We start from the raw sequence: 24,428 nt of genomic DNA, 5'->3' as shown, positions 1-24,428 counted from the left end.
ATAAGTCACAAGATGCTACAAACAACATTGGAATTTACCCATCTGTTCGTGGTGATTTAAAAGCAGTGGCGTCAAATGTTTTCCAAACGACAGAGACATTCCTTGGCTTGCTTCCAACATTTGCAATTCCAGGTAATGAGGAATTCGAAAGTGATGAAGTATCCTCATACCTATACAAATTAGAAGCAGCAACAAGAAATCTACAACCTGCTGGCGATGCATATTGGGAAGGAAAGAATCTTCATCCATTAGGAATGGGCGTGCTTATGGCAGACCAACTTGGAGAGACGGAACTTAGAGATATATTCTTAGCAAGAATGAAGACAATATTAGTGAACTGGTTTACATATGATGGAGACGATGATGTAAGTTTCTTTATCTACAATAAAAACTGGGGAACATTATATTACTTACACAGTGAATTCGGTGCAAATGCATCAATCTGTGACCATCATTTTACATATGGATACTTTATGTTTGCAGCTACTGTATTAGCAACTTATGATAACGAATTCTATACAGATTACAAAGAAATGATTGAACTTATGATTCGAGATTATGCGAATCCATCTTCAGATGATAGTGATTACTGTAGATTCAGAAGTTACGATTTATATGAAGGACATTCATGGGCAGGCGGATATGCAGACAATGACTCTGGTAATAACCAAGAATCTGCAAGTGAATCCTTATTTAGCTGGGTAACTTTATACCTATGGGGTGTTTTAACAGGACAAGATAATTACCGAGATGCAGGTGTCTTTGGATTTACAAATGAGATGGATACCGTGAAACAGTATTGGTTTGATTATGATCTTGATAACTGGATTGAAGATTGGCCTTACGAAGTAGTTGGACAAGTATATGGTGGAATTAACTTCTACGGTACATTCTTCGGTGGACAACCACTTTACATCTATGGAATTCAATGGTTACCAATATCAGAATATCTAACGTATTATGGTATGGATCAAAAACGATGTGCAGACATTTACCAAGCATTATTAGATGATACGGATATCGCTATTGAGAAGGCAGTAAAGGTTGCTAAAAAAGAAGGAAAATCACAAGATGAGATTCAAGCAATGTTAGATAGCTATCCACAGGCAGATACAGGCTGGCAACACATTACATGGCCATTCTTATCGCAAACAAATCCTGTGCTTGCACTTGATAAATTCAATGCAAATGTTTCAAAAATTCAAAACACAGATACAGCAAATACATACTGGTTTATTAACAGTATGATAGATTTAGGATACAAGACAGATAAGATTTGGGTAGTAGGCGATGTATCTGCATCTGTTTATTACAATGATACAACAAAGAAATATACAGCAACCGTTTGGAATCCAACGAATGAATCTAAGACAGTAAGATTCATGACAAAGACAGGGGTAGTCGGAACGGCAGAAGTTGGAACAAAAGCGTTAGTGAGCTTTGAGGTATTTGTAGATAAAACATTTACAATTACGCAAGCTAGTACACCTGTAATTTCTGTACCAACTGGCTCATATGATAATACGCAATATGTAGAAATCACAGCAAGTACGCCAAATGCAACAATTTACTACACAACAGATGGTTCAGTACCAAACAAGAACTCAAAAGTATACGATGGTATCTTTGCTGTATCAAGTACAGCTACTGTAAAAGCGATTGCGGTTAAAGATGAGATGATCCAATCACCAATGACAGCAAGTACAATTACAATTAAGGGTGCAGATGTATCATATGATACAAACTTAGCAGCAGGAAAGAATGTTACAGCTTCATCCTCTGAAAACCCTAGTACAGATGGAAGTAAGATGGTAGATGGAGATACTTCTACACGTTGGTCTTCTTCGTTTAACGATGAGGAATGGTTCGAAGTAGATTTAGGAGCTAACTACTCTATTAACAAGATTACATTTAATTGGGAAGCTTCTTATGCAAGTGCATATAATCTTCAAGTTTCAACAGACGGAAAGACTTGGACAAACGTATATGAAACTGCAAATGCAAATGGTGGAAAAGAAGAAATCATTATAAATGCAGTAACATGTAGATATGTTAAATTCCAAGGAGTAAAGAGAGCATTAGCTTACGGTTATTCCATCTGGGAATTTGGTGTTTATGAAGCAGCAAAAGTAGAACAACCTACATTTAACATTGCAGAAGGGTCTTATAAAGATGCACAGAATGTAGCGATTGCTTGTAACACAGCAGGAGTTGAGATTCGTTATACAACAGATGGTTCTATGCCAACAGAGAATTCATTGCTTTATGTTCCAACAATTAAAGTAACAAAGACAACTACAATCAAAGCCGTAGCATTCCGTAAGGGTATGATTGCTTCTGACGTTGCAGAGGTTACTTATATTATTGATGGAACAGGAAGTACAGGAGAAGAAACATCAACTGTAAATGTAGCAAAAGGAAAAGATGCGTTTTCTTCTGGAAGTGAAGCAGATGTTTTCGATGCTAGATATGCAGTAGATGGAGATAACGGAACACGTTGGTCTTCAAACTTTGCTGATGATGCATGGATTGTAGTAGATTTAGGGAAAGTATACTCTATTGATAAAGTAGTGTTCAATTGGGAAGGTGCTTATGCGAAAGCCTACAATATTCAAGTATCAGAAGACCAGAATAATTGGACTACCGTACATGTTGAGCAAAACGGAACTGGTGGAGAAGAAAGTATAACATTAGCAACTACAAAAGCTCGATATGTTAAGATGCAAGGAATTGAGAGAGCGTTGCCTTATGGATATTCGCTTTGGGAATTCGCGGTGTATGGAAAGTAAAGGATTGATATAAGTAAAATTGAAATTGGTGTTTGCGTTATAGGAATGATTAGATAAGGGATTGAACGTTTTGATTTAGAAGATTTATAGTAAGAAAAAATAAGGACTGCTGTTTGCATATAAAAGGGAGATAACTTCTTTTGGTATTGCAAAGGGCAGTCCTTGTTTCTATTTAAAATGGTATGTAAATTTTGACTAGATCTCAAGAATTTTTTTAGTTTCTTTCTTGTAACTGCAGTATGGAGACGTCAGGATGCGTATATCGTTTTCGTTTCTTTCTTAAAGAAGGATGGGTAATAGTATGTTGTGGACACCATTGAATACATGCCATGCATTGCTCGCATCGATTACCCCAAACCAACCTGTTTTCAAGAATGGAGATATTATTTACGGGACAAATAGTTATACATAATTTGCAAAGATTACATTGATTCAAACAATAAAATTGTGAACCTAATGCTGCAAAATTGTTTATTTGCGTTACTGCGCGTTGTTTAGCTAATCTAGCTAAAAGATTAGGTTTGATCTGCTTTGTCACAGCATTATCATCGATATGTGTAGCAATATTGCTTATGGACTTATTCATCTTTGATAAGATATGTCTTTGATACCATGCTGGTAATCCACCATATTCTAATATGTAATTGCCAGGCATTTGCACTTTATATTCCTGCAAGTTGATGTTATATTTTTCTAACGCACTTCTTGCATCTTGTAGAGCATATCCCCATGAAGCTCCAAATGATGCAACTAAAAATACTTGCTGTTCCTTCTTTAGTTTTATACTATCTAGAATTTTCAAAACTATTTTGGGCGCATGTGTATAGTAAACGGGAAATACAAACCCTACAACGTGGTAATCTTCGAGTGTAAAATCATTTGCATATATGATAGGAGAAAGAACGGTTTCACCTAGTTTTTCAGCGAGTGATTTCGATATTGCGTAACTGTTACCTGTTCCACTAAAGTAAAAAATGATTTTTGCCACATTATAATCCTCCTTATTATCAAGTTTGGAATATGAATAACAATATTCCAAACTTATATTAGCACAAGATTTTTTTCTTGTCAATGACTTTGGAATGCTATTGATGATGTTCCAAAGTTGTAGTTAGTATGTTATACTATTGGAAGAACGAGGTGAAAGGGAGAATAATGAAGTAGATTTTTGGATTACTTGATTGTGCCTTGAGCGAAGCGAAAGGAATGGAAACATATATGAACAAATATGAAATGACAACCCAAAAAAAGAAAATGTCTATTATACAATCCGCAATGCTGTTATTCAGAGAAAAAGGTGTTACAGCAATTACGATGAAAGAAATTGCATCACACGCAAATGTTTCGCAAGCTTCAATCTATAACTATTTTGGAAGTAAAGAGGCAGTTGTAGCTGAATGTTTTAACTTGGTAATGGCGGATACGTTTCAGAAAGCGAACGAGATATTAGGCAAAGAGATGGATTTTCATACAAAGTTGGAATTAGGGTTATCTCTTTGTGTAGATGACTTTAATCAATTACTTTCAAAGTACTTTTCTCAAGAGGCATTGGAAGATCAAGCTTTAATGAAATTATTGATTGAAAATATAAATCAAGGGAAAAAGGAGATATATCGCAAGTACATTGAACTTGGGAAAGAAGAAGGAGTTATAGACGTTAATATTCCAACTAGTATATATCTGGGGTTTATGGAGGCGATAAATACTATGGGTAGCAATGCTGATATCAGAGAGGAACTGAATGAGAATATTGATTATGTCCACCATCTTTTCTTATATGGGGTGATTGGTAAGAAATAGTGTAAGAGTGAAAAAAGCAAATTCAGATATTAATTTAAAAGCATTAATCATAGAATATCCGCAAATGTTTTGAATTGCGGATAGTTTTTTGACAAAATAAATTGTGTCTGATATAATAAATAGTAAGAATTTATCCGCAATTAGAAAAAATATTTCTTAAAGTAGGAAAGGGTGATAGAATGGATATTCAAACAGCAAAACAAATTTTTGATGCTCATGATGGCATTATGAAATCAAAAGAAATTATTGAAAATAGAATATATAATCAATTCCTAAAAAGGCTGATTGATGAGGGGTATGTGGAGAAAATTAAGTTTGGCTATTACCAATGGCAGGATGAACGTGCCTTCAGTGAAGTAATCGTTATAGTACGGCTTTTTCCAGATGCGGTAATTTGTATGGAAAGTGCACTGCAATACTATGGTTATACAGACCGAACACCAGCCGCTTGGTGTCTTGCTGTTGATAAGCATTCCACAAAGTCAAGATTTAATATTGAATATCCAATTGTAAAACCGCATTACATTCCCCAAGAGCAAATGGTTCTTGGAGTAGAAACAGTAAAGATTGAAGATACAGAGCTAAAGATTTTTAATAAGGAACGTGTAATTTGTGATTGTTTAAGGCAAGAGAATAAAATGGATGTGGAAATTTTTAATAAATCAATACAAGCATATATAAAAGACCCAAAGAAAAATGTTGCTCGTTTGATGGAATATGCAAAGAAACTACGAACAGAGAATAAAGTTCGTAAAATTATGGGGGTATGGTTGTGAAAGATGTAGCAGTGTCTGTATTGGCACGTTTAAAAAATCAGGCAAAAGAAAATGGATTAAGTTATCAGATGTGTTTACAGTTATTTTGCCAAGAGGAATTTTTAAGAAAGTTATCATTGTCACGATACAACAATAATTTTATACTAAAGGGTGGTTTTTTCATTTATACTCTCACTGAATTTCAAAGCAGGGCAACACAAGATATCGATTTTCTGATGTGTCAACTTTCAAATAATATAGATAAAGTGAAAACTATTATGGAAGAGATTAGTCATGTTGCTACAGTGAATGACTATATTACAGTTGAAGTACTGAATGCTGAAATGATAACGCCAGATAAAGAATATCAAGGAATATCCATAAAATTTGTTGGTCATATTAAGCAAGTGAGAGTACCATTTTCAATTGATATAGGAATTGATGACGTAATCGTACCAAAAGCAGTAAAGAGAAGGATTAAAACAAGATTAGCAGATTTTGACGCACCAGAAATTTATACATATTCATTGGAGAGTACTATAGCTGAAAAATTCGATTCCATACTAAAACGTATGGAGGCTACAAGTCGAATGAAAGATTTTTTTGATATCTACTATTTGTCTAATATATTTGATTTTGAGGGACGTAAGTTGCAGGAAGCTGTGTGGAAAACTATACAACATCGAGGAACAGCATATGAAACAAACTATTTCGAGCGTATTGCCGATTTTGAAAATAATTCCTTTTTGTTGGCACAATGGATGAGGTTTCAGCCCTCTATGCAAATGCAATTGCCAGAATTTAAAGTTATTTTATATCGAATAAAAGAGTTTCTACAACCAGTATTTGAATCGTTAATACTAGAAAGAGAGTTTTTTATGGAGTGGTCTGCTGAACAAAAAAAGTGGTTGGAATGGATTGTTGAAAAGACTCTCGAAAAATGACCCACGCTCATACGGCACTTTTGGGTGAGAAAATAGCCTTGCTAAAAATGATAATATTATAAAATGAGATTGATATATAAGATTGTTCAAAAAATATATAAAAAATACGTAATATGAATTTTGAATTGCAAAAAATAAGATTATACTATTGTGCTTTATTAAAAATGTAGTATACTATAAGTAGAATAAGTTAAAAAAGCAGATTACGAAGTAGAGGGGGAGATTACCATGACGAAGTATGTTGAGAATGTAAATACGTATCTATCAGAGATGAAAATCAAACAGACTTTCATAAGTCTTAAATCAGGTATTGAAACAAGTAAATTGTCTAGGATTTTGACAGGAGCGCAAGATATTAATGCAACGGATATGGAAAGAATCGCAACTGCTTTAGGGCAAAAGGTAGAATATTTTTTGTCACAAGATTTCTATGTGCCGAGTCTTGATAACGCAATGGTTGCAGAAGTTGCGTTCTATGCAGGAAATCCTAGCAAGCAGCAGGAATCTTTCGCAATGAAATTGGTAGATTTGATAGAGAATGTAGATGAAGTATTGGGCGCAAAAGACAGGTTTATGAAAGCGATAATGGAGTGATTTTATGAAGTTTGAACGTTTTAAAAAAATAATAGAATATAATCATGAGCATCAAAATGAACTTGCAGAAAAAGTGCGTAATTTTTATTTGCAGATGAATTTCGATTATGAAAAAGAAGTTTTGAATTTGATGAGAATCGTAAAACCATTATTCAATGAAAAGAAGTATTTTGTAATGGAGATACCATTTAAAGATAGGGAGATTGGTGCGATTTGTTATAAAAGTGATAGCTTTGGCTATACATTTCTTAATTCTGCATTGCCAAAAGTAAAGGTTAATTTTGCATTGGCACATGAAATCTACCATGTACTCTATCAAAAAGACTTGGCGAAGAAGAAAGTAGATATCTATATAAGTGAACAATATTTAGAACAAAAAGAGGAATTATCAGCGAATCTTTTTGCAGGAATATTATTGATGCCGACACCAAGTTTCACAGAGATGTTTCGTAGATTCAGTAATGAGCAGACAGTGGGTGATTCCTATATAACGATTATCGCTAAATTAATGAGTTGTTTTGAAGTGCCATATATGTCTGTTGTTATAAGGTGCTATGAACTTGGCTTGCTACCAGACGGAGAAACATTGCAAATGTTATTAGACACAGATGCTAAAACAATAGAAGAGATGTTTACCCAGTTATGGTTAAACGAAGAAATCTTATATCCAACGAAGAGAGATAATTATAAAAGATTAGAGCAGATTGTAACCGATGTGGGTATGAGATGTGTAAAGGAAGAGATTCTCGATGACAGAACGATAGAAAAAGTATTGAAAAATATGAAGAAAATCTATAATGAAATACGGGGGTAGTTTATGGACAAAGGATATAAAGAAACTCCCGATAATTTTTCAGAGATAGAACCATATGTAATTACGGAAAAAGAAAGTATTATAAGTAGTATTATTAAAGCAAAGAGATGTTATTTTTATGATACCTGTGCCTTTAGAAATCATATGTTGATACCAAATCCAGAGCTGATATATGAGTATATAGAACAGACAGCTGGTATCGTGATTATAACAAGATGTATTATTATGGAATTGTGTTCTGGTGATAGTAGATTGTGGAAGGAACATATTGCATATATACAAAAGATGAACCAATACGGAATAAGGGTTCTTGTATTGTATGAAGAAGATATGGTTCAAGTTTTGAAAGCATGTTATTCTGATATGTTAGCAATAAACAAAATGTTGTCTTTGGCAATAAGGTGCGTAAAAAGTAAAGCTGGTACAATAGAGAAAACTTTGAATCGTAATCCTAACTTAACAAAGGAGCTGTTTCATGATAGTTCAAATAGGGATAGCTATTTTGCAGAAAGGTTATTTCAAGCGATAAGAGATAATAAAAGTTCGAAGGATAATTTAGGGGAAGAACTGATTGCAGTTTGTGTGCATTTACTTGCGAACATAAGAGAAGTTGAGCCATTCAAATATATGGTTTTTACAGACGATAAAGGGGCTATCGCAATTCTTGGGAAAGCAATGCAGAATGTAGAGAAATACATAGGAATGAAATGCATCTCTGCATTAACAACATCAAAGTTATGTTGGCTTATGAAAGAAAAGAACATTGTTTTGTTAGAGAATGAGATTACGGATATCTTATCGGCTGGTAATTGTAGGGATAGTATGAAAGTGTATTGCTCAGAAATGTATGAACTTGCACCTAGTGAAAAAAGTATGAGTATTGCAGAATTTGCACGGAAGATCATGGAAGAGAATATTAGAGTGTATTCTTAAAGGCAGAACTTGCATCTGAAGATGGGAATTCGAGCTATTGAATAAAAACTATAGGAGGGAAGCAAATAAGAAGTTATAGAGGTGACAAAATGGAAAAACTCTTTTTTGATGTGACACAAAACGATAATTGTATAAGTGTTTTTACAAAAGATGCAGAGGTTTTACAGGCGGGAACAACTATATATTCCATGCCTATAAAAGATAAAAATGATGAATATCAGAAATTTGCGGATTGTTATGATATTCATTTTATATTTGATGATTATATTGCAAGTATTGATTTTTATACCATTCCTCGTGTTGATATTATGGCAATAGACAGTCAAGGGGGATATATAGGAACTGTCGGCGGAATGTCAGATATGGAAAGTGATATGCCAATCTGTTACATAGACAGAGATAGTAAAGTTTTTTGGCTAGCCAAAAATTTCAAAGAATTTTTGAAGAACTGTAAGAATTGGAAAGAGCAATTGAAACCTTATGATAAAATAGAATTATTTACTTCGAAGGAAGAAGCACAAAGGAAATATGAATTTGTGGATATTCACGCTTGACATGTATAAATAGTTTTAGCTGTAAGAATGTCAAATACAAATTTAGCTACCTAAGCAAAGCCGTAACGTTAAATCCGTCACGGCTTTTTCTGATTCCATTGGTTGTGAACAGTAATATTAAGTAATTGTAAATATTAATAATTAATAGTAGATAGAGTTAGACAGAAAAACATTTCTATATTATACTAAAACTTGAAGGAAGATTTTCGGATCGTAATATTGATTTAGAATGGCGATGTTTCAAGAATAATAGAACAAACGAGTGTGATAGCGTTTACAATTAATTATCGATATTCTTTGACTTGGAAGGAGTATATTAAACATGATGGTAATAGCAACAATGACAATTAACGACTACGATGAACTAAGACAACTATGGTTAAATACACCGGGTATGGGATTGAATGAGATTGATGATTCAAGAGAAGGCATAGCAAGATATCTAAAGAGAAATCCAACAACATGTTTTATTGCGAGAGAGGAAGGTCAGTTAGTTGGAAGTATACTAAGTGGGCATGATGGCAGGCGAGGTTATATCTATCATACAGCGGTTGCAGTCGAGGCAAGAAAGCAAGGAGTAGGAAGTGCTTTGGTTGAATATATGATAGAGGCATTAAAAGAGGAAGGAATTACAAAAGTAGCATTATTAGCGTTTGCGAACAATGAATTAGGAAATGCATTCTGGGAATCGCAAGGATTTACGTTAAGAGATGATATTGTGTATCGTAATAAAGAAATTGTAAGGTTAGAGAAGATAGAGATTTAGAAGATAGATATTGTAAACTAATACATAATATATTATGATAGTAATGTTGTGAAGTATTGAAGTAGAATGGATAATCTAAGACAGGAATAAATTTTATCATTCTATCTAAGTATTTCTTGCAAAATGTATGATGTAATTGGAAGAACACAATACAAGGCAGTCATTAATTATAATAAAATAAGGATAAGCAAATGCAAATGAATATAAATAACAATAATAAAAGATATTACTGTAAAAAACAAAGTAAACCAATCAGTGGTGTTGTTTGCGTACCAGGTTCAAAGAGTATGACGAATCGTGCCTTACTTATGGCGACATTATCAAAGGAGGATTCCAAGCTAAGTGGTGTATTATTTAGTGAGGATTCAAGACATTTTCTTATGTGTCTTGAGCAGTTAGGTTTTAATCTGCAGATAGATGAAGAAGCGAAAACGGTTGTAATGCAAGGAACAGGGGGAAATATTCCAAACAAGACAGGAACTATAAATGTGGGAAGTGCAGGTACAGCAGCAAGGTTTTTAACGGCATTGCTTGCGTTATCCGATGGGGAATATGTAATTGACTGTTCTGACCAGATGAAGAAGAGACCAATGCAGCCGTTATTTGAAGCGTTGACAGAGATGGGAGCTTCCTTTACATTTCTTGATAAAGAAGGTTTCTTACCAGCGAAAGTAGTTGGTAATGGTGGAACTTGCAAGGATGTAACAATGGATATCAGCAAGAGCACACAATTTTTAAGTGCATTGCTTATGGTTGCACCTCTTACGAAAAATGGTCTTAATATAAAGATAACAAGTGAGAAAAAAGACGGAGCGTATATCCGTATAACAACAAAGATGATGGAACAGTTTGGAGCGCATGTAGATTTTGATGGAGAAGTCTATAACGTTGCAGGTGGCCAAGAAGTTGTTGTTGGTGACTATTATATAGAGCCCGATGTATCTGCGGCATGTTATTTTTATGCAATTGCAGCATTACTTGGTGGTACGATTACCGTTAAAAATGTATTCTATACTTCTATGCAAGGGGATATGAAATTCCTTGATGTATTGAAGGTATTAGGATGTAAGGTAGAAGAAAAAGAAAACGGCATTCAAGTTACTGGACCAAAAGATGGTGTTTATGAAGGTATTGATGTGAATATGAATGACTTCTCAGACCAAACGATGACAATGGCAGCAGTAGCGGCATATGCAACGACACCAACAATAATCCGTAATGTTGGTCATATCCGTTTACAGGAATGTAATCGTATGGCGGCAATTGTGAATGAGCTTACACGAGTTGGAATTCATTGCGAAGAGGAAGGTGACAACATAAAGATAACACCAACGCAAGTGAAACCAGCGGTCATTGAAACTTACGAAGATCATCGAATTGCTATGGCATTTTCTTTATTAGGATTAAAGAGTGAAGGAATTGTGATTGCTGATCCAGATTGTTGTAAGAAAACATTTGAAGAATATTTTGAAGTGTTAGATGCATTGTTAGAAGAGAATAGGGGCGTATAATGGAACACTATAAATTTTCGCAAAATGAACAATGTGAATACTTTCCTTGTCATAAGACGGATAATCCAGAGCAATTCAATTGCCTATTTTGCTACTGTCCATTATATGCATTAAAAGATAAATGTGGTGGGAATTTTCGATACAATGAAAAAGGAATTAAAGATTGTACAAACTGTTTGAAACCACATAGTGAGAATGGATATGAACATATCATGTCACATATAAAAGATGTTTTAGAGTTAGGACGATGTTAATAAAGTTATAAAGAACAGAAAGAAAAGGGTATGAATATGGGGAAAGAGCAGGAAAATGAGCTAGAAATATCGCAGCAAGTAATAGTAGAAGGCGAAGAGACTAAAACGGAGAATATAGAACAAAATAGTAAAGAACAAGTACAGGAAGAAATACAAGACGAAATAAATAATGAAAATGAAAAACCAGAAGAAAAGAAAAAAGGTGGTTTTCTAAAAGAACTTTTAGTCTATGTATGTATATTTTTAGTGTTGTGGAAAATTGTACCTACCTTTATTATAGAGCGGACGATTGTAGAAGGAACATCTATGACAAATACATTACAAGATGAGGAGCAATTACTTGTTGAAAAAGTATCCTATCGTTTCTCAGATCCAAAACGTTTTGATATTGTAATTCTTATGCCTTATGGAGACGATGTTGATGAGTATTTTGTAAAGAGAGTAATCGGATTACCAGGTGAGACAATTCAAATCATAGATGATGAAATCTATATTAATAATACTCTTTTAGATGAATCCTATGGTAGAGAACCAATTCGAGATGCTGGAATTGTGAGCGAACCACTAACGCTTGGTGAAGATGAGTATTTTGTGATGGGAGACAATAGAAATTACAGTATTGATAGTCGTGATGAAGCGATAGGGCCAATTACCCGAAATCTTATTAAAGGGAAGGCTGTATTAAGAATATGGCCAATCAACAAGTTTGGTACGATTAAGTAGTTTTGATTGAATAGTGACAATTATTCTGAATGAAATTTTTTTAAAAAGAATCCTTTATAATAAAAGTAAATTATGCTATAATGTGAGAAATAATAAGAAAAGACAGATTCAATGGTGAATAAAAACATCGAGGAATCTGTCTTTTTTTGTGCTTTGTGTTATAAAGGAAATTTCAAGGTGACAGTTGCACCTTTACCTAGAGCACCTGTTATAGAGACAAAACCACCATGACGTTTCATAATACGAGCAACAATAGCTAATCCAACACCAGAACCTTCGAATTCCTCTTTCGTGTGAAGACGTTCGAATACATGAAATAATTTATTACTATAATTTGAATCAAAACCGACACCATTATCTTGGATTGTAATTACATGAAAATGTTGTTGTAGTTCATAATGGATTTGAATGGAGGCAGTGGCTTGCGTTCTGGTGAATTTTATTGCATTTCCAATTACATTTTGAGCAAGTAATGCAAGCAAGGAAGAGTCACCTTGAACAACTGGAAGAGTGTCTTGTGTAACAGTAATAGAGCGTTTTCCTTCAAGAAGAAGGAGTTCGCTAATTGTAGTTTGAAAAAGTGTATTTAGATTAACTTTATCAAGGCTACAAGGGAGAGCTGTCATCTTTGAAAAATCAAGAAGTCGTTCAATCATAAGTATTACTTGATCACATTTGTTATGTAATCGAGATATAATTTCTTCTTGCGAGGGGGAAACAGGAGAATCTAATTGATCTCCTAACATAAAACAAAGTTGATTAATAACTTGCAAAGGCGATTTTAAATCATGAGAAACAGAGTGACAGAACTGATCAAGTTCTTTGTAAGCGTGAGTTAATTCAAGAGATTGTGTAACGATTTTAACGTGTGTATTAACTCTGGCTAAAAGCTCTCTAGCATGATACGGTTTTACTACATAATCGGTAGCACCACATTCAAATCCTCGCTGTATACTTTCTTCGTGATTACTACTTGTCATGAAGATAATGGCAATATGTTTGTAATCAGGATTTTCTTTTATCATACGGCACACTTCATAACCTGATAAATCAGGCATGTTTATATCTAAGAGAATTAATGTTGGCATCTTAATTTCGATTTGTTTTAGAGCAGAGTAGCCATTGTGGGCAGCACGAATTGTATAGTTGCATTGCTTTAGAATAGCACTTGCCATAAGGATATGTTCAGGGGTGTCATCTACAATAAGTATATTGATTTCAGAAGCATTTGGTTGCATAGTTTTCTCCTTTGAATTATTAGTAAATTATCGTTATTATACCGTAACATAGAAAGGATTACAAATATGAAAAAAAGAATTTTTAGTCAAATAGTAATTAATAGTGTAATTTATCTTACTATGTGTATTGCGATATTCATGGCTCTTGATAGCGCTGTTAATATAAGGGCTTGTGTGGTTTTGGAGAAGAAGATTAGTGAAAAGAAGGCTGTTTGTGAAGAGTTGGCACAGATTTTATATGATACGAGTAACTATCTTACAGAAGAGGTAAGAAGATTTGTTGTTACAAAGGATATCACGCATCTGAATAATTATTGGGAAGAAGTCAATGTTAAATGTAAGCGAGAATATGTAATTCAGGAATTAGAGAAAATGGATTTGCCATTTGAAGAATGTAGATATCTGAATGTAGCAAAAGAAAATTCGGATTTGTTGATTTATACAGAGACACGAGCGATGCGTCTTGTGGCAGATTATATGGGGATTGAAGACGAACAAGTACCTTATGAGGTTCGAGAATACATTTTGAATATTGTTGAGAAGGAGATGGGGAAAGAGGAAAAGTTAAATACTGCAATGGAGTTGTTGTTTAGCAATCAATACACATTTGAAAGGGATACGATTATTAATAATATTGAGAAATTTCAAGACAAGTTACAAGCGCGTTTGACAAGTGAAACAAATGACGCTTGGGAGCAGACTTGGAGAGCTATTCGTATACATATTGTACTACTATTATGTATACTCGTGTTGCTTGTTGTAATTTTAGTGATTTTCTATCGTTTGGTAGTGAGACCTGTTGAAGTGTATTCACAAGAGTTAGAGACATTGGATTTTCAGATGGAGTCACCATTGATACCACAAGGAACAAGGGAAATGCATCTTTTTGCAGAGTCCTTTAATCATGTGTATAGAAAAATGCTTGATGCAAACAAGGCAAAGAGTGAATTCCTAGCTTCGATGAGTCATGAGATTCGTACTCCACTTAATTCCATTATTGGATATGAATATCTGCTAAGTGAGACAGCGATGAATAATACACAAAGAGAGTATATGAATAATATAAAAAATGCATCAAAACATTTGCTTAGTACAATTAATAATATATTAGATTTTTCAAAATTAGAAGAACAGAAAATGAAACTAGAGCAAGCCGATTTTAATTTAAGAAAAGCGATAGAAGAAGTCTATGAGGTAAATCGATACAAAGCAGAGCAAAAGGGGCTTTATTTTGAATTTCATGTAGAAGAAGAGCTGTTTTTGTCTGTAAGAGGTGATAGAGGAAAATTAATTCAGATTGTGGGTAATCTGCTTGGAAATGCAATTAAGTTTACTTTGCATGGTGGGATTAGAATTCATGTAGAAACTGAATCGAGAGAAGAATTATTACTGTGTCATATTCATGTGAAAGATACGGGAATTGGAATTAAAGAAGAGGATAGAGCGAGAATCTTTGACTCCTTTGAACAATCAAGTGCAAGAATAGCAAGTGAATTTGGAGGTTCTGGGCTTGGGCTTAGTATTTGCAAAAAATTATGCGAGTTAATGGGTGGCGAGATTGATGTGGTTAGTGAGGAGGGGAAGGGAAGTATATTTTCTGTTCATATTCCATTTGAGTATGTAGAAGTTAGGGAGAAACAAACTGAATCAGAGGAGGAAAAAGGGAAGGAAGCATGTACACCAGAGAGAATGAATAAAGATTTTTCTACAAAAAGAGTGTTACTCGTAGAAGATAATGAGATAAATCGAATTATGGAAAGAGAGATTTTGTTAGGATTTCAATTCGAGGTAGAAACTGCCTGCAATGGTGAAGAAGCAGTTTCCTTAGCCAACGAATTGAAATATGATTTGATATTAATGGATTTAAGAATGGGAAAAATGAGTGGATATGAAGCGGCAGCTAGAATTCGTGAGGGTGGAATCAATCAAACAAGTTTAATTATTGCATTAACAGCAGATGCAGAAGAGAATGCATTGAAAAAAGCACATGAAGCGGGCATGGATGATTATCTTCTAAAACCGCTGAACATATCAGAATTTCAGGCTAAGATAAGGAGGTATCTAAGAAGTGACAGTAGTGAAAAGCATGTGGATACAGAGAAAAAGGAAATAAAAGAAATGCAGATTGATAAAGCTATAAAGAAAAAAATATTCAAGCGATTTATAACAGAACATGATTCCACATTTGAAGAATTATATCAAGCGATCAATCAAAAAGAAAAAAGGAAGTCGTTAGATTACCTGCATATGTTAAAGGGAGTAGTCCGAACAATAGGTTATATGGAATTGGGAAACCAATTAGAAACCGTAGAAGAGCAAGTAAAAAAGGAACTATATAACCAAGAGGAAATAGACATACTAAAAGAGCAACATAGAAATATGAAAGAGGATATAGAAACGAAATTAATAGAGCTTAGAATGGAAGATGTGCAAGAGGAAGAAGTGACTGGTGATACTACAGATGTAGAACTGATAATTACTGAATTACTAGATGGGTTAAGGGAAGCGGATGTCGAAGTGTTACAACTGTTTGAGGAGAATAAACAGCAGTTGAACATGTATCTAGGCACAGAAGGATTCGAAGAATTTGCAGAGGTGTTAGAGCAGTTTCAGTTTGATAGGGCTTATGAGATATTAAAAGGGGTACTAGTAAGGAATTATATGTAAAGTTATTTGAGGGTATTATGAGAGTCGCTGAAAATAATAGCACAGCTCTACCCCTTATACTCAGCGGACTACACAGCCCAGTAGAAGTATTTTCAGACATGTCATAGTATATTCCAATTAAGAAGTAGTTAGATGTGTAGCGTGTTTGGTGTTATAGTACGCCAGCGAAGAAGCCACGAAAACATAAAAAGTTTTGCATTGAAAAGAAAGGAGCAACAAGCCATGTATGATATTTTGTTTGTAGATGATGACGAAGCAATCGGGTTTATTGTTTCGAATTATGGACTATGGAAAGAGAGCAATTACCGAATTCGTGCGATGGCAGGCAATGGAAAGCAGGCGATTGAATTATTAGAGAAGAACGAATATGACCTTGTGATTACAGATATACGAATGCCTGTAATGGACGGGCTTGATTTGATACGTTACATACGGAGTAAAAAGAAGAATATATGTGTAATGCTAGCAAGTACTTATAACGATTTTGAATATGTAAGGGAAGGGCTGCGACTAGGAGCAATTGAATATATAGAAAAGCCATTTACAGAGGAGAAATTAAAGAAAGCACTGGAATATGCAACACGGTTTTTTGAGGAGCAAGAACAGAGAATAGTAGAGCCATTTGAGATTGAATATTTGATAACAGAGGAGATAAAGAAGGAGTGTTTCAATCAGATTTTATGGGAGAAGACGACAAAGAGTGTAGTGATTTCTGACTGGTTAGAGGGGGCAAAGAGAACGGTAAATGCATCGTCAGAATTTATGGCTTCCTTATTGACGAAATTATTACAGCAAGTGTGGGAGGAAATAATAAAATTATATCCATGGATAGGTTATCTGGAAAGTATGGACATTCGAATCGCACCAAAGGACTATGAAAAGCAATATGAGATTGTTATGGATGAATGTACGGCATGTTTAAGAAAATATCAGTTGAAAAAGCCTGATCAAATTGTAAATCAAGCCTGTGAAATTATATACGCACATTGTTTGGAAGATAACGTTATGGAACAATTAATAGAGGAAATTGAACTAAGTAAGGACTATATTGGAAAGCTGTTTCGAAGTAGTGTAGGAATGACTTTAAATGAATATTTAACTGTGATAAAAATGGAGGAAGGGAAGAAATTCTTAAAGGATACAAACATGAAAGTGTATGAAATTAGTGAAAAATTAGGGTATAGTACAGTGGACTATTTTACAAGATTATTTCGAAATTATACAGGGAGTACACCGATGCAGTATAAAAAAACAAGTGGTCTAATAGTAGACAAATAAAAGGCATATGTCAACGGTATATATCTTAGGAAACCGGATATGAGAGAGTAAGATGTTGCTCAAATAACAATGAATTCCGAAATTATAGGGTATAATTCCGAAATTGTAGGGTTTTATTTTGGATTTATATCAAGTATGATTTCAATATCACAAAAACAGAATAACATGTAGCGATGACAAAGCCGTCTGACTAGAGCAATCTAGCTGGACGGCTTTTCTGTTTTTATAAAGAAGGGAGAATAGATTATGAGAAAATTTTGGAAGAAACAATTAGCGGTAGTATTAGGATTAGCAATGATGACATCGTTAGTAGGATGTGGTGGTGCTATTTCAGAAGCAACAAAGAGTGATAAGGATTCACAAACAAGCGAGACAAATGCAGATCAATCTTCGACACAAGATGGAGATACCATCAAAGTTGGTATTCTTCATTCGTTAAGTGGAACAATGGCAATTAGTGAAACAAGTGTTAGAGATGCGGAGTTATTAGCAATAAAGGAAATCAATGCAGCAGGTGGTGTACTCGGAAAACAAATCGAATATGTCATTGAAGATGGTGCTTCGGATAATGCAACATTTACAGAGAAAGCACAAAAGCTTTTACTAGATGATAAAGTGGCAACGGTATTTGGTTGTTGGACATCGGCAAGTAGAAAAGCAGTATTACCAGTGTTTGAAGGAAACAACGGATTGCTTTGGTATCCGGTTCAATACGAAGGTCAAGAATCTTCACCAAACATTTTTTACACTGGAGCTGCTCCAAACCAACAAATCGTTCCAGCAATTGAATATTTAGCAGAGAACTATGGTAAGAAAGTATTCTTAATTGGTTCGGATTATGTATTCCCTCGTACTGCTAATGCAATTATTAAAAAGCAAGCAGAAGCACTTGGACTTGAAGTTGTTGGTGAAGAATACACACCAATGGGTCATACAGAATATTCAACAATTATCAATAAGATGAAACAAGCAGAACCAGACTTCGTATTCAATACATTAAATGGTGATTCCAACGTAGCATTTTTCAAACAATTCAAAGATGCAGGAATTACGGCAGATGATATTATGACATGTTCGGTATCCATTGCAGAAGAAGAAATTTCAGGTATTGGTGCACCTTACCTAGAAGGACACCTTGTTTCATGGAACTACTATCAAACAACAGATACTCCTGAAAATGAAAAGTTCGTAGCAGCATACAAAGCAGAGTATGGTGAAAACAGAGTAACCGATGATCCAATTGAAGCAGGTTACAACGCCGTTTACTTATGGGCAGCCTCAGTAGAAAAAGCAGGTTCAACTGATGTTGATGCAGTAAAGGCAGCAGCAAAAGGAATTACATTCCAGGCACCAGAAGGGTTAGTAACGATTGATGGAGAGAACCAACATATCTACAAACCAGTTCGTATTGGTATGATTAATGCGGCAGGATTAATCGATGAAGTATGGAGTACATCAGAAGCAGTGAAACCAGATCCCTACCTAAAAGGATATGAATGGGCGGCTGGATTATCAACTGAGCAATAATGGTATGTGAAGTAGTGAATACCTACATAAAATATTCACAGTATTAGCAGGTAATGGAGTTTAAGAGTTTACAAAAGAAATTAGAGAATTATGGAGCTGTTGTAAAACAAGTATAAATTACAACATCCAGTAATATTTTCAACGGATATCACTGGATGTTGTAAAAAAATTAAAAGTGCAACACAACAGCTCATTCATAAAAAAAGCAGTATGATAGCTCAAGGAAGGAGTCTATATCAATATGGAAACATTAATTATGCAATTATTTAATGGTATCAGTGTCAGTTCTATTTTATTATTAGCGGCAATCGGACTTGCGATTACATTTGGATTAATGGGTGTTATTAATATGGCACATGGGGAATTTATTATGATTGGAGCGTATACCACTTATGTAATTCATAATATTTTCAAAGCATATGTACCCGCTAAATATTTTGATATGTATTGCTTCGTTGCGATTATCATGTCGTTTGTAGTAGCTGCAATCTTTGGCTTGGTTTTAGAAAGACTTGTTATCAGACATCTATATGGAAGAGCAGCAGACAGTCTTTTGGTAACATGGGGTGTCAGCCTAATTCTTCAACAGTTAGCGAGAACGATTTTTGGATCACCAAATGTAGCAGTTGTTGCACCATCGTTTTTAGAAAACAGTGTAAAGATGACAAACATCATCTCATTACCATATAAGAGAGTATTTATCTTAGTGTTAGCGATTGTTTGTATTGTTGGAGTGTACTTTTTAATGTATAAATCAAGACACGGTAGAAATATTCGTGCTGTTATGCAGAATCGTACCATGGCGGCAAGTTTGGGAGTTAATACAAAACGTATCGATGCAGGAACATTTGCAATCGGTTCTGGTTTGGCAGGGCTTGCAGGTTGTACATTATGCTGGCTTGGTTCGATTGGGCCAACACTTGGAACAAACTATATCGTAGATACGTTTATGACCGTAGTAGTTGGTGGAGCAGGAAGTATTATTGGAACGATATTTGGAGCAGCCTTCATTGGAATCTTTGGAACAACATTTGAATTCTTAACGAATGCGTCAATGGGTAAAGTTTTAGTATTCGGTTGTATCGTATTGATTCTTCAATTCAGACCAAAAGGAATCTTTAGTGTGAAAAACCGTTCGTTGGAAGATTAGGAGGGATTATCGATGAAACAGATAAAGAGTAAGGATAGGAAGATATCATTTAACTCCATATTAGCCATAGTACTATTTCTTATATTAGCTACGATGCCACTATATATGTCTATGTTTCGTGTGAGTTTATTTGGGAAATATATGTGTTTTGCAATTGTTGCAATCGGCCTTGATATGATATGGGGATATACAGGAATATTAAGTCTTGGTCATGGAGTGTATTTTGGTTTAGGTGCGTATTGTATGGCAATGTATCTGAAATTACAAGCATCTGGTGGTGGAATACCTGATTTTATGACATGGAGTGGTGTGTCAAAGTTACCTGTGGTTTGGAAGTTGTTCAAAAATCCAGCCGTTGCGATGATTCTTGTTATTGCAGTACCCGTAGTATTAGCGGTTATTATTGGTTACTTAACATTCTTAAACCGTATTAAAGGTGTTTACTTTTCCATCTTATCGCAGGCACTGGCAATGATTTTGGCGGTATTGCTTGTTGGTAGTCAAGGCTTCACAGGTGGTTCAAATGGTCTTACGAATTTTACAACCGTATTTGGTCAGAGTTTGAATGCACCTAAGACAAAATTAGCGATATTCTATATTACATTACTTGTATTAATTGCAATCTTTCTATTGTGCAAGTTTTTAACGAATCGCCGTATCGGTAAAGTATTTATTGCGATTCGTGATGGTGAGAATAGAGCGAGGTTCACAGGATATAATCCGGCTGTTTATAAAGTGTTCGTTTATGCGTTATCCGCTGCAATTGCTGGAATAGCAGGAGCTCTCTATGTAACACAGGTTGGTATTATTACACCGAATGAAGTTGGTATCACTCCTTCCGTTGAGATGGTTATCTGGGTTGCGATTGGCGGAAAAGGTACTTTAATCGGAGCAATCCTTGGAGCGTTGGTTGTAAATGGATTCAAGACAGTTGCCAGTGAAAACTTCCCTGAGATGTGGAATTATTTTATCGGTATCATATTCGTAGTTGTTATTCTTTGGCTACCGGGTGGTCTTCTGAGTATAAAGGAGTTACCAGCAAAGCTAAAAAACAAATTCGCAAAAAAATCATATGAGGAGGAAGAAGCATGTTAGCAGAAAGTAAACCAATTCTTAGTATAGAAGATATCAGTATTAAATTCGGAGATTTTACCGCAATTAAGAATGTATCAACGACTGTAAATGAAAATGAAGTTCGCTTCTTCATTGGCCCAAATGGTGCAGGTAAGACAACTATTTTAGATGCTATCTGTGGAAAGAATAAGATTTCAGATGGTCGGATTATATTTGATGGGGAACATGAATTATCTGATTTGAAGGAACATGTAATTGCCAATATGGGTGTAGGAAGAAAGTTTCAAGCACCTAGTGTATTTAACGGAATTACCATTGAAGAAAATATTGAGCTTGCAACGGCAAGAAAACATAGTATCTATTCGACTACATTTCTTAGATTATCCAAGGAAAAAAGAGACTATATGAATTACGTATTGGAGTTCATTGGTCTACAAGATAAGAGATTTGATTATCCAACCAGACTTTCTCATGGAGAAAAACAATGGCTAGAAATCGGTATGTTGTTAGCGGCTAGACCAAAACTGATGCTACTAGATGAACCCGTAGCAGGTATGGGCAGAAAGGAAACGGATAAGACAGCAGAACTGCTACACAAAATCAAAAAGGAATGTTCAATCATTGTCGTTGAACATGATATGCAGTTTGCGAAAGAAGTATCGGACAGTGTAACCGTATTCCACGAAGGGGAAGTATTAGATGAAGGTACGATGGATTCCGTACAACAAAATCAAAAGGTAATTGACGTGTATCTTGGACGTGGAGGTGAGAAATAATGCTGATACTTGATAATCTACATGCTACATATGGCGAAGGTTTGGTTTTACGTAATGTTAATTTGGAAGCGTTAAAAGGGAAAGTAACGTGCCTTGTTGGAAGAAATGGTGCAGGAAAAACGACGACGTTAAAGTCGATTATGGGGCATATGGATAACCCGAAAGGTGACATCATATTAGAAGAAAAAAGTATTATGACAATGCCACCTTATGCAAGAGCGAAGGCGGGAATTGGGTATGTACCGCAGGGAAGAGAAATCTTCTTACAACTTACTGTTGAAGAAAATCTGTTAATTGGATTAGAAGCAAAGAAGGATAAGAGCAGTACGACGATACCAGAAGAAATCTTTACAACATTTCCGATTCTTAAGGAATTCCTACATAGAAAAGGTGGGGATTTATCTGGTGGGCAGCAACAACAGCTTGCAATTGCAAGAGCGATTATTGCTGAACCGAAAGTTTTGATTTTAGATGAACCGACAGAAGGTATTCAACCGTCTATTATTCAGGAAATCGGTCGGGTTATTACAAAGCTAAAATCAGATATGGCGATTCTGATTGTGGAGCAGTATTTAGAGTTTGTGCTTGAAATTGCAGATTACTGCTATGTTATGGAAAACGGAAGAATCATTATGGAGGGCAAACCAGACGAACTTGATCAAGAGGCGCTTCAGGCTACTATGTCGTTATAAAGGAGAGTCAAGTGCCAAAAGGTTATTTTAGCTTTGAGAAGAATACTAAGGAATATTTATTCATTTGAAGCTAATGAGGGGTACTTGTGTATGAGATGTTATTGAAGCAAAACGTTGAAGTATCTTGAAGCCTCTTCGTTGGAGCTCTATAGCACGAAACACGCTACACACCTAAGAACTTCTAAGTGTGTACAGAGAGATATCAAATGGTTACGGAAACGCTCTCGATTCGGCATCCTGCCTCAGCTCGAGCTGGCTCGGCGTCCATGCCTCGCCTTCCTAGGTTATCAATGTACACACTAAGAAATTCTATAGGTGTTTCGCTACCGTTTCTTAGCTATACAACTCCAACAAAGAGGCGGATTAAGGTAATGTCGTTTTGCTTATTAACTTTATAGAAACACAAGTACTTGTAGGTTGTTGAATGAATAATTAAATATTCCTTAGTATTCTATTCAACTTTAACGATAACCTTTTGGCACTTGAAACACAGTTTGGTAATGAAGGAATATTTGAGACAAAGAGAATCTTGTGATTTTCAAAATAAATGAATTGGTAGCAAGTGGAATGAAAAATAGTAGAATAAAAAAATAGTAGAAAGAGAGGATTCAATTATGCGATTAACACCAAAGGAACAGGAAAAGTTGATGCTTCATTTTGCTGGAGAGCTTGCGGCGAAGCGTATGGCTCGTGGCGTGAAGTTGAATTATGTTGAGGCAATTGCATATATTAGTTCGGAATTGTTAGAGATGGCTAGAGATGGGAAAGATGTTGTGGAGTTGATGCAGCTTGGGACGAAATTATTGACTTGTGATGACGTTATGGTTGGAGTTGCAGAGATGATTCATGAAGTGCAAGTGGAAGCCACATTCCCTGATGGTACGAAGTTAGTGACGGTGCACAATCCGATTCAGTCGGCTAGTAATGTGGGGATTGGTGCGGTTCTTCCGCTTGATCGAGAGATTGTATTGAATGAGGGAAGAGTACAAAAGGAGATTATGGTTGCAAATGTGGGGGATCGTCCGATTCAGGTTGGTTCGCATTTTCATTTCTTTGAAGTGAATAAGTTGCTTTCGTTCGAACGTGAGGAAGCGTTTGGCTTTCGTCTTGATATTCCTTCTGGTACGAGTGTTCGCTTTGAACCAGGAGAGAAGAGAACGGTTAATTTAGTGGAACTTGGTGGCAAAAAGACCGTGTATGGTTTGAATGATTTGACTTGTGGAAGTGTTACGGAGGAAGATAAGGGAAAGGCGTTACAGGTGGCTAAATCAAAGAGTTTTATCTAGAAAATTATTTTAATGATTTTTGGTAATTGCGAAACTCTCAATATACTTGCCTGCTTCTTGATTCACGTACATTAACTAAAAAACGATAGCAAAACATCTATAGTACTTCTTGGTGTATACTGTACAACCTAGGAAGGCGAGGCATGGACGCCGAGCCAGCCCGAGCTGAGGCAGGATGCCGAATCGAGGGCGTTTCCGTAACTTTTGGATATTTTATCTGTATACACCTAGAAGTACTTAGATGTGTCGCGTGTTTTGTGTTAATGTACGTGAAGCAAGAAGCATACACAACATAAATTGAGT

At 35.2% G+C, this 24,428-nt stretch carries 22 protein-coding genes; 20 read left to right on the top strand and 2 right to left on the bottom strand.

Annotation, left to right across the window (positions count from 1 at the left end):
* On the top strand, nucleotides 1-2,789 hold a 2,789-nt coding region (locus RMR19_RS06505), incomplete at its 5' end, for a discoidin domain-containing protein (protein ID WP_310602689.1).
* A gap of 214 nt (nucleotides 2,790-3,003) precedes the next feature.
* Here RMR19_RS06505 and RMR19_RS06500 read toward each other — a convergent pair.
* A complete protein-coding gene (locus RMR19_RS06500; protein WP_310602688.1) occupies nucleotides 3,004-3,777 on the bottom strand; it encodes an EFR1 family ferrodoxin in 774 nt (257 codons plus the stop codon).
* A 230-nt stretch (nucleotides 3,778-4,007) separates the two neighbouring features.
* On the opposite strand from RMR19_RS06500, the gene RMR19_RS06495 reads away from it, so the two are divergent.
* From RMR19_RS06495 to lepB, 11 genes are all read left to right on the top strand, one after another.
* Nucleotides 4,008-4,589, top strand: a complete 582-nt coding sequence (locus RMR19_RS06495) for a TetR/AcrR family transcriptional regulator (protein WP_310602687.1) — start codon at nucleotides 4,008-4,010, stop codon at nucleotides 4,587-4,589.
* A gap of 179 nt (nucleotides 4,590-4,768) precedes the next feature.
* The gene (locus tag RMR19_RS06490) at nucleotides 4,769-5,365 is read left to right on the top strand and encodes a type IV toxin-antitoxin system AbiEi family antitoxin domain-containing protein (protein ID WP_310602686.1); all 597 of its coding nucleotides are present in this window, start codon (nucleotides 4,769-4,771) and stop codon (nucleotides 5,363-5,365) included.
* Entirely contained in the window at nucleotides 5,362-6,288 is a 927-nt protein-coding gene (locus RMR19_RS06485; RefSeq protein WP_331654660.1) for a nucleotidyl transferase AbiEii/AbiGii toxin family protein, read from the top strand. Before RMR19_RS06490 ends, RMR19_RS06485 begins: the two co-directional genes overlap by 4 nt.
* Nucleotides 6,289-6,516: 228 nt before the next feature.
* Complete coding sequence (locus tag RMR19_RS06480) at nucleotides 6,517-6,882, top strand: helix-turn-helix transcriptional regulator (RefSeq protein ID WP_310602684.1); 366 nt, start codon at nucleotides 6,517-6,519, stop codon at nucleotides 6,880-6,882.
* Nucleotides 6,883-6,886: 4 nt separating this feature from the next.
* Complete coding sequence (locus tag RMR19_RS06475; protein ID WP_310602683.1) at nucleotides 6,887-7,696, top strand: ImmA/IrrE family metallo-endopeptidase; 810 nt, start codon at nucleotides 6,887-6,889, stop codon at nucleotides 7,694-7,696.
* 3 nt (nucleotides 7,697-7,699) lie between these two features.
* Nucleotides 7,700-8,629, top strand: coding sequence for a hypothetical protein (locus RMR19_RS06470; protein WP_310602682.1), 930 nt, complete (start codon nucleotides 7,700-7,702; stop codon nucleotides 8,627-8,629).
* 89 nt (nucleotides 8,630-8,718) lie between these two features.
* The gene (locus RMR19_RS06465; RefSeq protein ID WP_310602681.1) at nucleotides 8,719-9,183 is read left to right on the top strand and encodes a hypothetical protein; all 465 of its coding nucleotides are present in this window, start codon (nucleotides 8,719-8,721) and stop codon (nucleotides 9,181-9,183) included.
* A 322-nt stretch (nucleotides 9,184-9,505) separates the two neighbouring features.
* Entirely contained in the window at nucleotides 9,506-9,949 is a 444-nt protein-coding gene (locus tag RMR19_RS06460) for a GNAT family N-acetyltransferase (RefSeq protein WP_310602680.1), read from the top strand.
* A 197-nt stretch (nucleotides 9,950-10,146) separates the two neighbouring features.
* Nucleotides 10,147-11,460: a 3-phosphoshikimate 1-carboxyvinyltransferase gene (gene aroA / locus RMR19_RS06455; RefSeq protein WP_310602679.1), complete on the top strand. Its 1,314-nt coding sequence runs from the start codon at nucleotides 10,147-10,149 to the stop codon at nucleotides 11,458-11,460.
* Nucleotides 11,460-11,714, top strand: a complete 255-nt coding sequence (locus RMR19_RS06450; protein ID WP_310602678.1) for a cysteine-rich small domain-containing protein — start codon at nucleotides 11,460-11,462, stop codon at nucleotides 11,712-11,714. Before aroA ends, RMR19_RS06450 begins: the two co-directional genes overlap by 1 nt.
* A gap of 36 nt (nucleotides 11,715-11,750) precedes the next feature.
* Nucleotides 11,751-12,437 (top strand): signal peptidase I, encoded by a 687-nt coding sequence (gene lepB / locus RMR19_RS06445; protein WP_310602677.1) that lies wholly within the window; start codon nucleotides 11,751-11,753, stop codon nucleotides 12,435-12,437.
* 158 nt (nucleotides 12,438-12,595) lie between these two features.
* On the opposite strand, the gene RMR19_RS06440 is transcribed toward lepB, so the two are convergent.
* Nucleotides 12,596-13,675: a response regulator gene (locus RMR19_RS06440; protein ID WP_310602676.1), complete on the bottom strand. Its 1,080-nt coding sequence runs from the start codon at nucleotides 13,673-13,675 to the stop codon at nucleotides 12,596-12,598.
* Between the two features lie 66 nt (nucleotides 13,676-13,741).
* Between RMR19_RS06440 and RMR19_RS06435 the strand changes: the two genes are divergently transcribed.
* From RMR19_RS06435 to ureA, 8 genes are all read left to right on the top strand, one after another.
* Nucleotides 13,742-16,342, top strand: coding sequence for a hybrid sensor histidine kinase/response regulator (locus RMR19_RS06435; RefSeq protein ID WP_310602675.1), 2,601 nt, complete (start codon nucleotides 13,742-13,744; stop codon nucleotides 16,340-16,342).
* 222 nt (nucleotides 16,343-16,564) lie between these two features.
* Nucleotides 16,565-17,620: a response regulator transcription factor gene (locus RMR19_RS06430; RefSeq protein WP_310602674.1), complete on the top strand. Its 1,056-nt coding sequence runs from the start codon at nucleotides 16,565-16,567 to the stop codon at nucleotides 17,618-17,620.
* Between the two features lie 246 nt (nucleotides 17,621-17,866).
* Entirely contained in the window at nucleotides 17,867-19,147 is a 1,281-nt protein-coding gene (gene urtA, locus RMR19_RS06425) for an urea ABC transporter substrate-binding protein (RefSeq protein WP_310602673.1), read from the top strand.
* A gap of 241 nt (nucleotides 19,148-19,388) precedes the next feature.
* A complete protein-coding gene (urtB, locus tag RMR19_RS06420) occupies nucleotides 19,389-20,297 on the top strand; it encodes an urea ABC transporter permease subunit UrtB (RefSeq protein ID WP_310602672.1) in 909 nt (302 codons plus the stop codon).
* 12 nt (nucleotides 20,298-20,309) lie between these two features.
* Nucleotides 20,310-21,392 carry an urea ABC transporter permease subunit UrtC gene (gene urtC, locus RMR19_RS06415; protein ID WP_310602671.1) on the top strand — a complete coding sequence of 361 codons (1,083 nt, stop codon included), beginning with the start codon at nucleotides 20,310-20,312 and terminating at the stop codon, nucleotides 21,390-21,392.
* The gene (gene urtD / locus RMR19_RS06410; RefSeq protein WP_310602670.1) at nucleotides 21,386-22,147 is read left to right on the top strand and encodes an urea ABC transporter ATP-binding protein UrtD; all 762 of its coding nucleotides are present in this window, start codon (nucleotides 21,386-21,388) and stop codon (nucleotides 22,145-22,147) included. The genes urtC and urtD overlap by 7 nt, the downstream gene beginning before the upstream one ends.
* Nucleotides 22,147-22,839 carry an urea ABC transporter ATP-binding subunit UrtE gene (gene urtE / locus RMR19_RS06405; protein WP_310602669.1) on the top strand — a complete coding sequence of 231 codons (693 nt, stop codon included), beginning with the start codon at nucleotides 22,147-22,149 and terminating at the stop codon, nucleotides 22,837-22,839. Before urtD ends, urtE begins: the two co-directional genes overlap by 1 nt.
* A 614-nt stretch (nucleotides 22,840-23,453) precedes the next feature.
* Nucleotides 23,454-24,125 carry an urease subunit gamma gene (gene ureA, locus RMR19_RS06400; RefSeq protein WP_310602668.1) on the top strand — a complete coding sequence of 224 codons (672 nt, stop codon included), beginning with the start codon at nucleotides 23,454-23,456 and terminating at the stop codon, nucleotides 24,123-24,125.
* The last annotated feature ends 303 nt before the right edge of the window (nucleotides 24,126-24,428 follow it).

Source organism: Anaerosporobacter sp. (genome assembly GCF_031551385.1).
Classification (GTDB): Bacteria; Bacillota; Clostridia; order Lachnospirales; family Lachnospiraceae; genus Anaerosporobacter.
The sequence above is the reverse complement of the archived record's forward strand: the minus strand, read 5'-3'. Positions and strand labels throughout refer to the sequence as shown.

Excerpts from the sequence above, each read along its gene's own strand:
- lepB (WP_310602677.1), top strand. The coding sequence starts at position 11,751 with ATGGGGAAAGAGCAGGAAAATGAGCTAGAAATATCGCAGCAAGTAATA.
- urtA (WP_310602673.1), top strand. The coding sequence starts at position 17,867 with ATGAGAAAATTTTGGAAGAAACAATTAGCGGTAGTATTAGGATTAGCA.
- RMR19_RS06490 (WP_310602686.1), top strand. The coding sequence starts at position 4,769 with ATGGATATTCAAACAGCAAAACAAATTTTTGATGCTCATGATGGCATT.
- urtE (WP_310602669.1), top strand. The coding sequence starts at position 22,147 with ATGCTGATACTTGATAATCTACATGCTACATATGGCGAAGGTTTGGTT.
- ureA (WP_310602668.1), top strand. The coding sequence starts at position 23,454 with ATGCGATTAACACCAAAGGAACAGGAAAAGTTGATGCTTCATTTTGCT.
- RMR19_RS06460 (WP_310602680.1), top strand. The coding sequence starts at position 9,506 with ATGATGGTAATAGCAACAATGACAATTAACGACTACGATGAACTAAGA.
- RMR19_RS06480 (WP_310602684.1), top strand. The coding sequence starts at position 6,517 with ATGACGAAGTATGTTGAGAATGTAAATACGTATCTATCAGAGATGAAA.
- RMR19_RS06430 (WP_310602674.1), top strand. The coding sequence starts at position 16,565 with ATGTATGATATTTTGTTTGTAGATGATGACGAAGCAATCGGGTTTATT.
- RMR19_RS06440 (WP_310602676.1), bottom strand. The coding sequence starts at position 13,675 with ATGCAACCAAATGCTTCTGAAATCAATATACTTATTGTAGATGACACC.
- RMR19_RS06495 (WP_310602687.1), top strand. The coding sequence starts at position 4,008 with ATGAACAAATATGAAATGACAACCCAAAAAAAGAAAATGTCTATTATA.
- RMR19_RS06450 (WP_310602678.1), top strand. The coding sequence starts at position 11,460 with ATGGAACACTATAAATTTTCGCAAAATGAACAATGTGAATACTTTCCT.
- urtB (WP_310602672.1), top strand. The coding sequence starts at position 19,389 with ATGGAAACATTAATTATGCAATTATTTAATGGTATCAGTGTCAGTTCT.
- aroA (WP_310602679.1), top strand. The coding sequence starts at position 10,147 with ATGAATATAAATAACAATAATAAAAGATATTACTGTAAAAAACAAAGT.
- RMR19_RS06475 (WP_310602683.1), top strand. The coding sequence starts at position 6,887 with ATGAAGTTTGAACGTTTTAAAAAAATAATAGAATATAATCATGAGCAT.
- urtC (WP_310602671.1), top strand. The coding sequence starts at position 20,310 with ATGAAACAGATAAAGAGTAAGGATAGGAAGATATCATTTAACTCCATA.
- urtD (WP_310602670.1), top strand. The coding sequence starts at position 21,386 with ATGTTAGCAGAAAGTAAACCAATTCTTAGTATAGAAGATATCAGTATT.
- RMR19_RS06435 (WP_310602675.1), top strand. The coding sequence starts at position 13,742 with ATGAAAAAAAGAATTTTTAGTCAAATAGTAATTAATAGTGTAATTTAT.
- RMR19_RS06470 (WP_310602682.1), top strand. The coding sequence starts at position 7,700 with ATGGACAAAGGATATAAAGAAACTCCCGATAATTTTTCAGAGATAGAA.
- RMR19_RS06465 (WP_310602681.1), top strand. The coding sequence starts at position 8,719 with ATGGAAAAACTCTTTTTTGATGTGACACAAAACGATAATTGTATAAGT.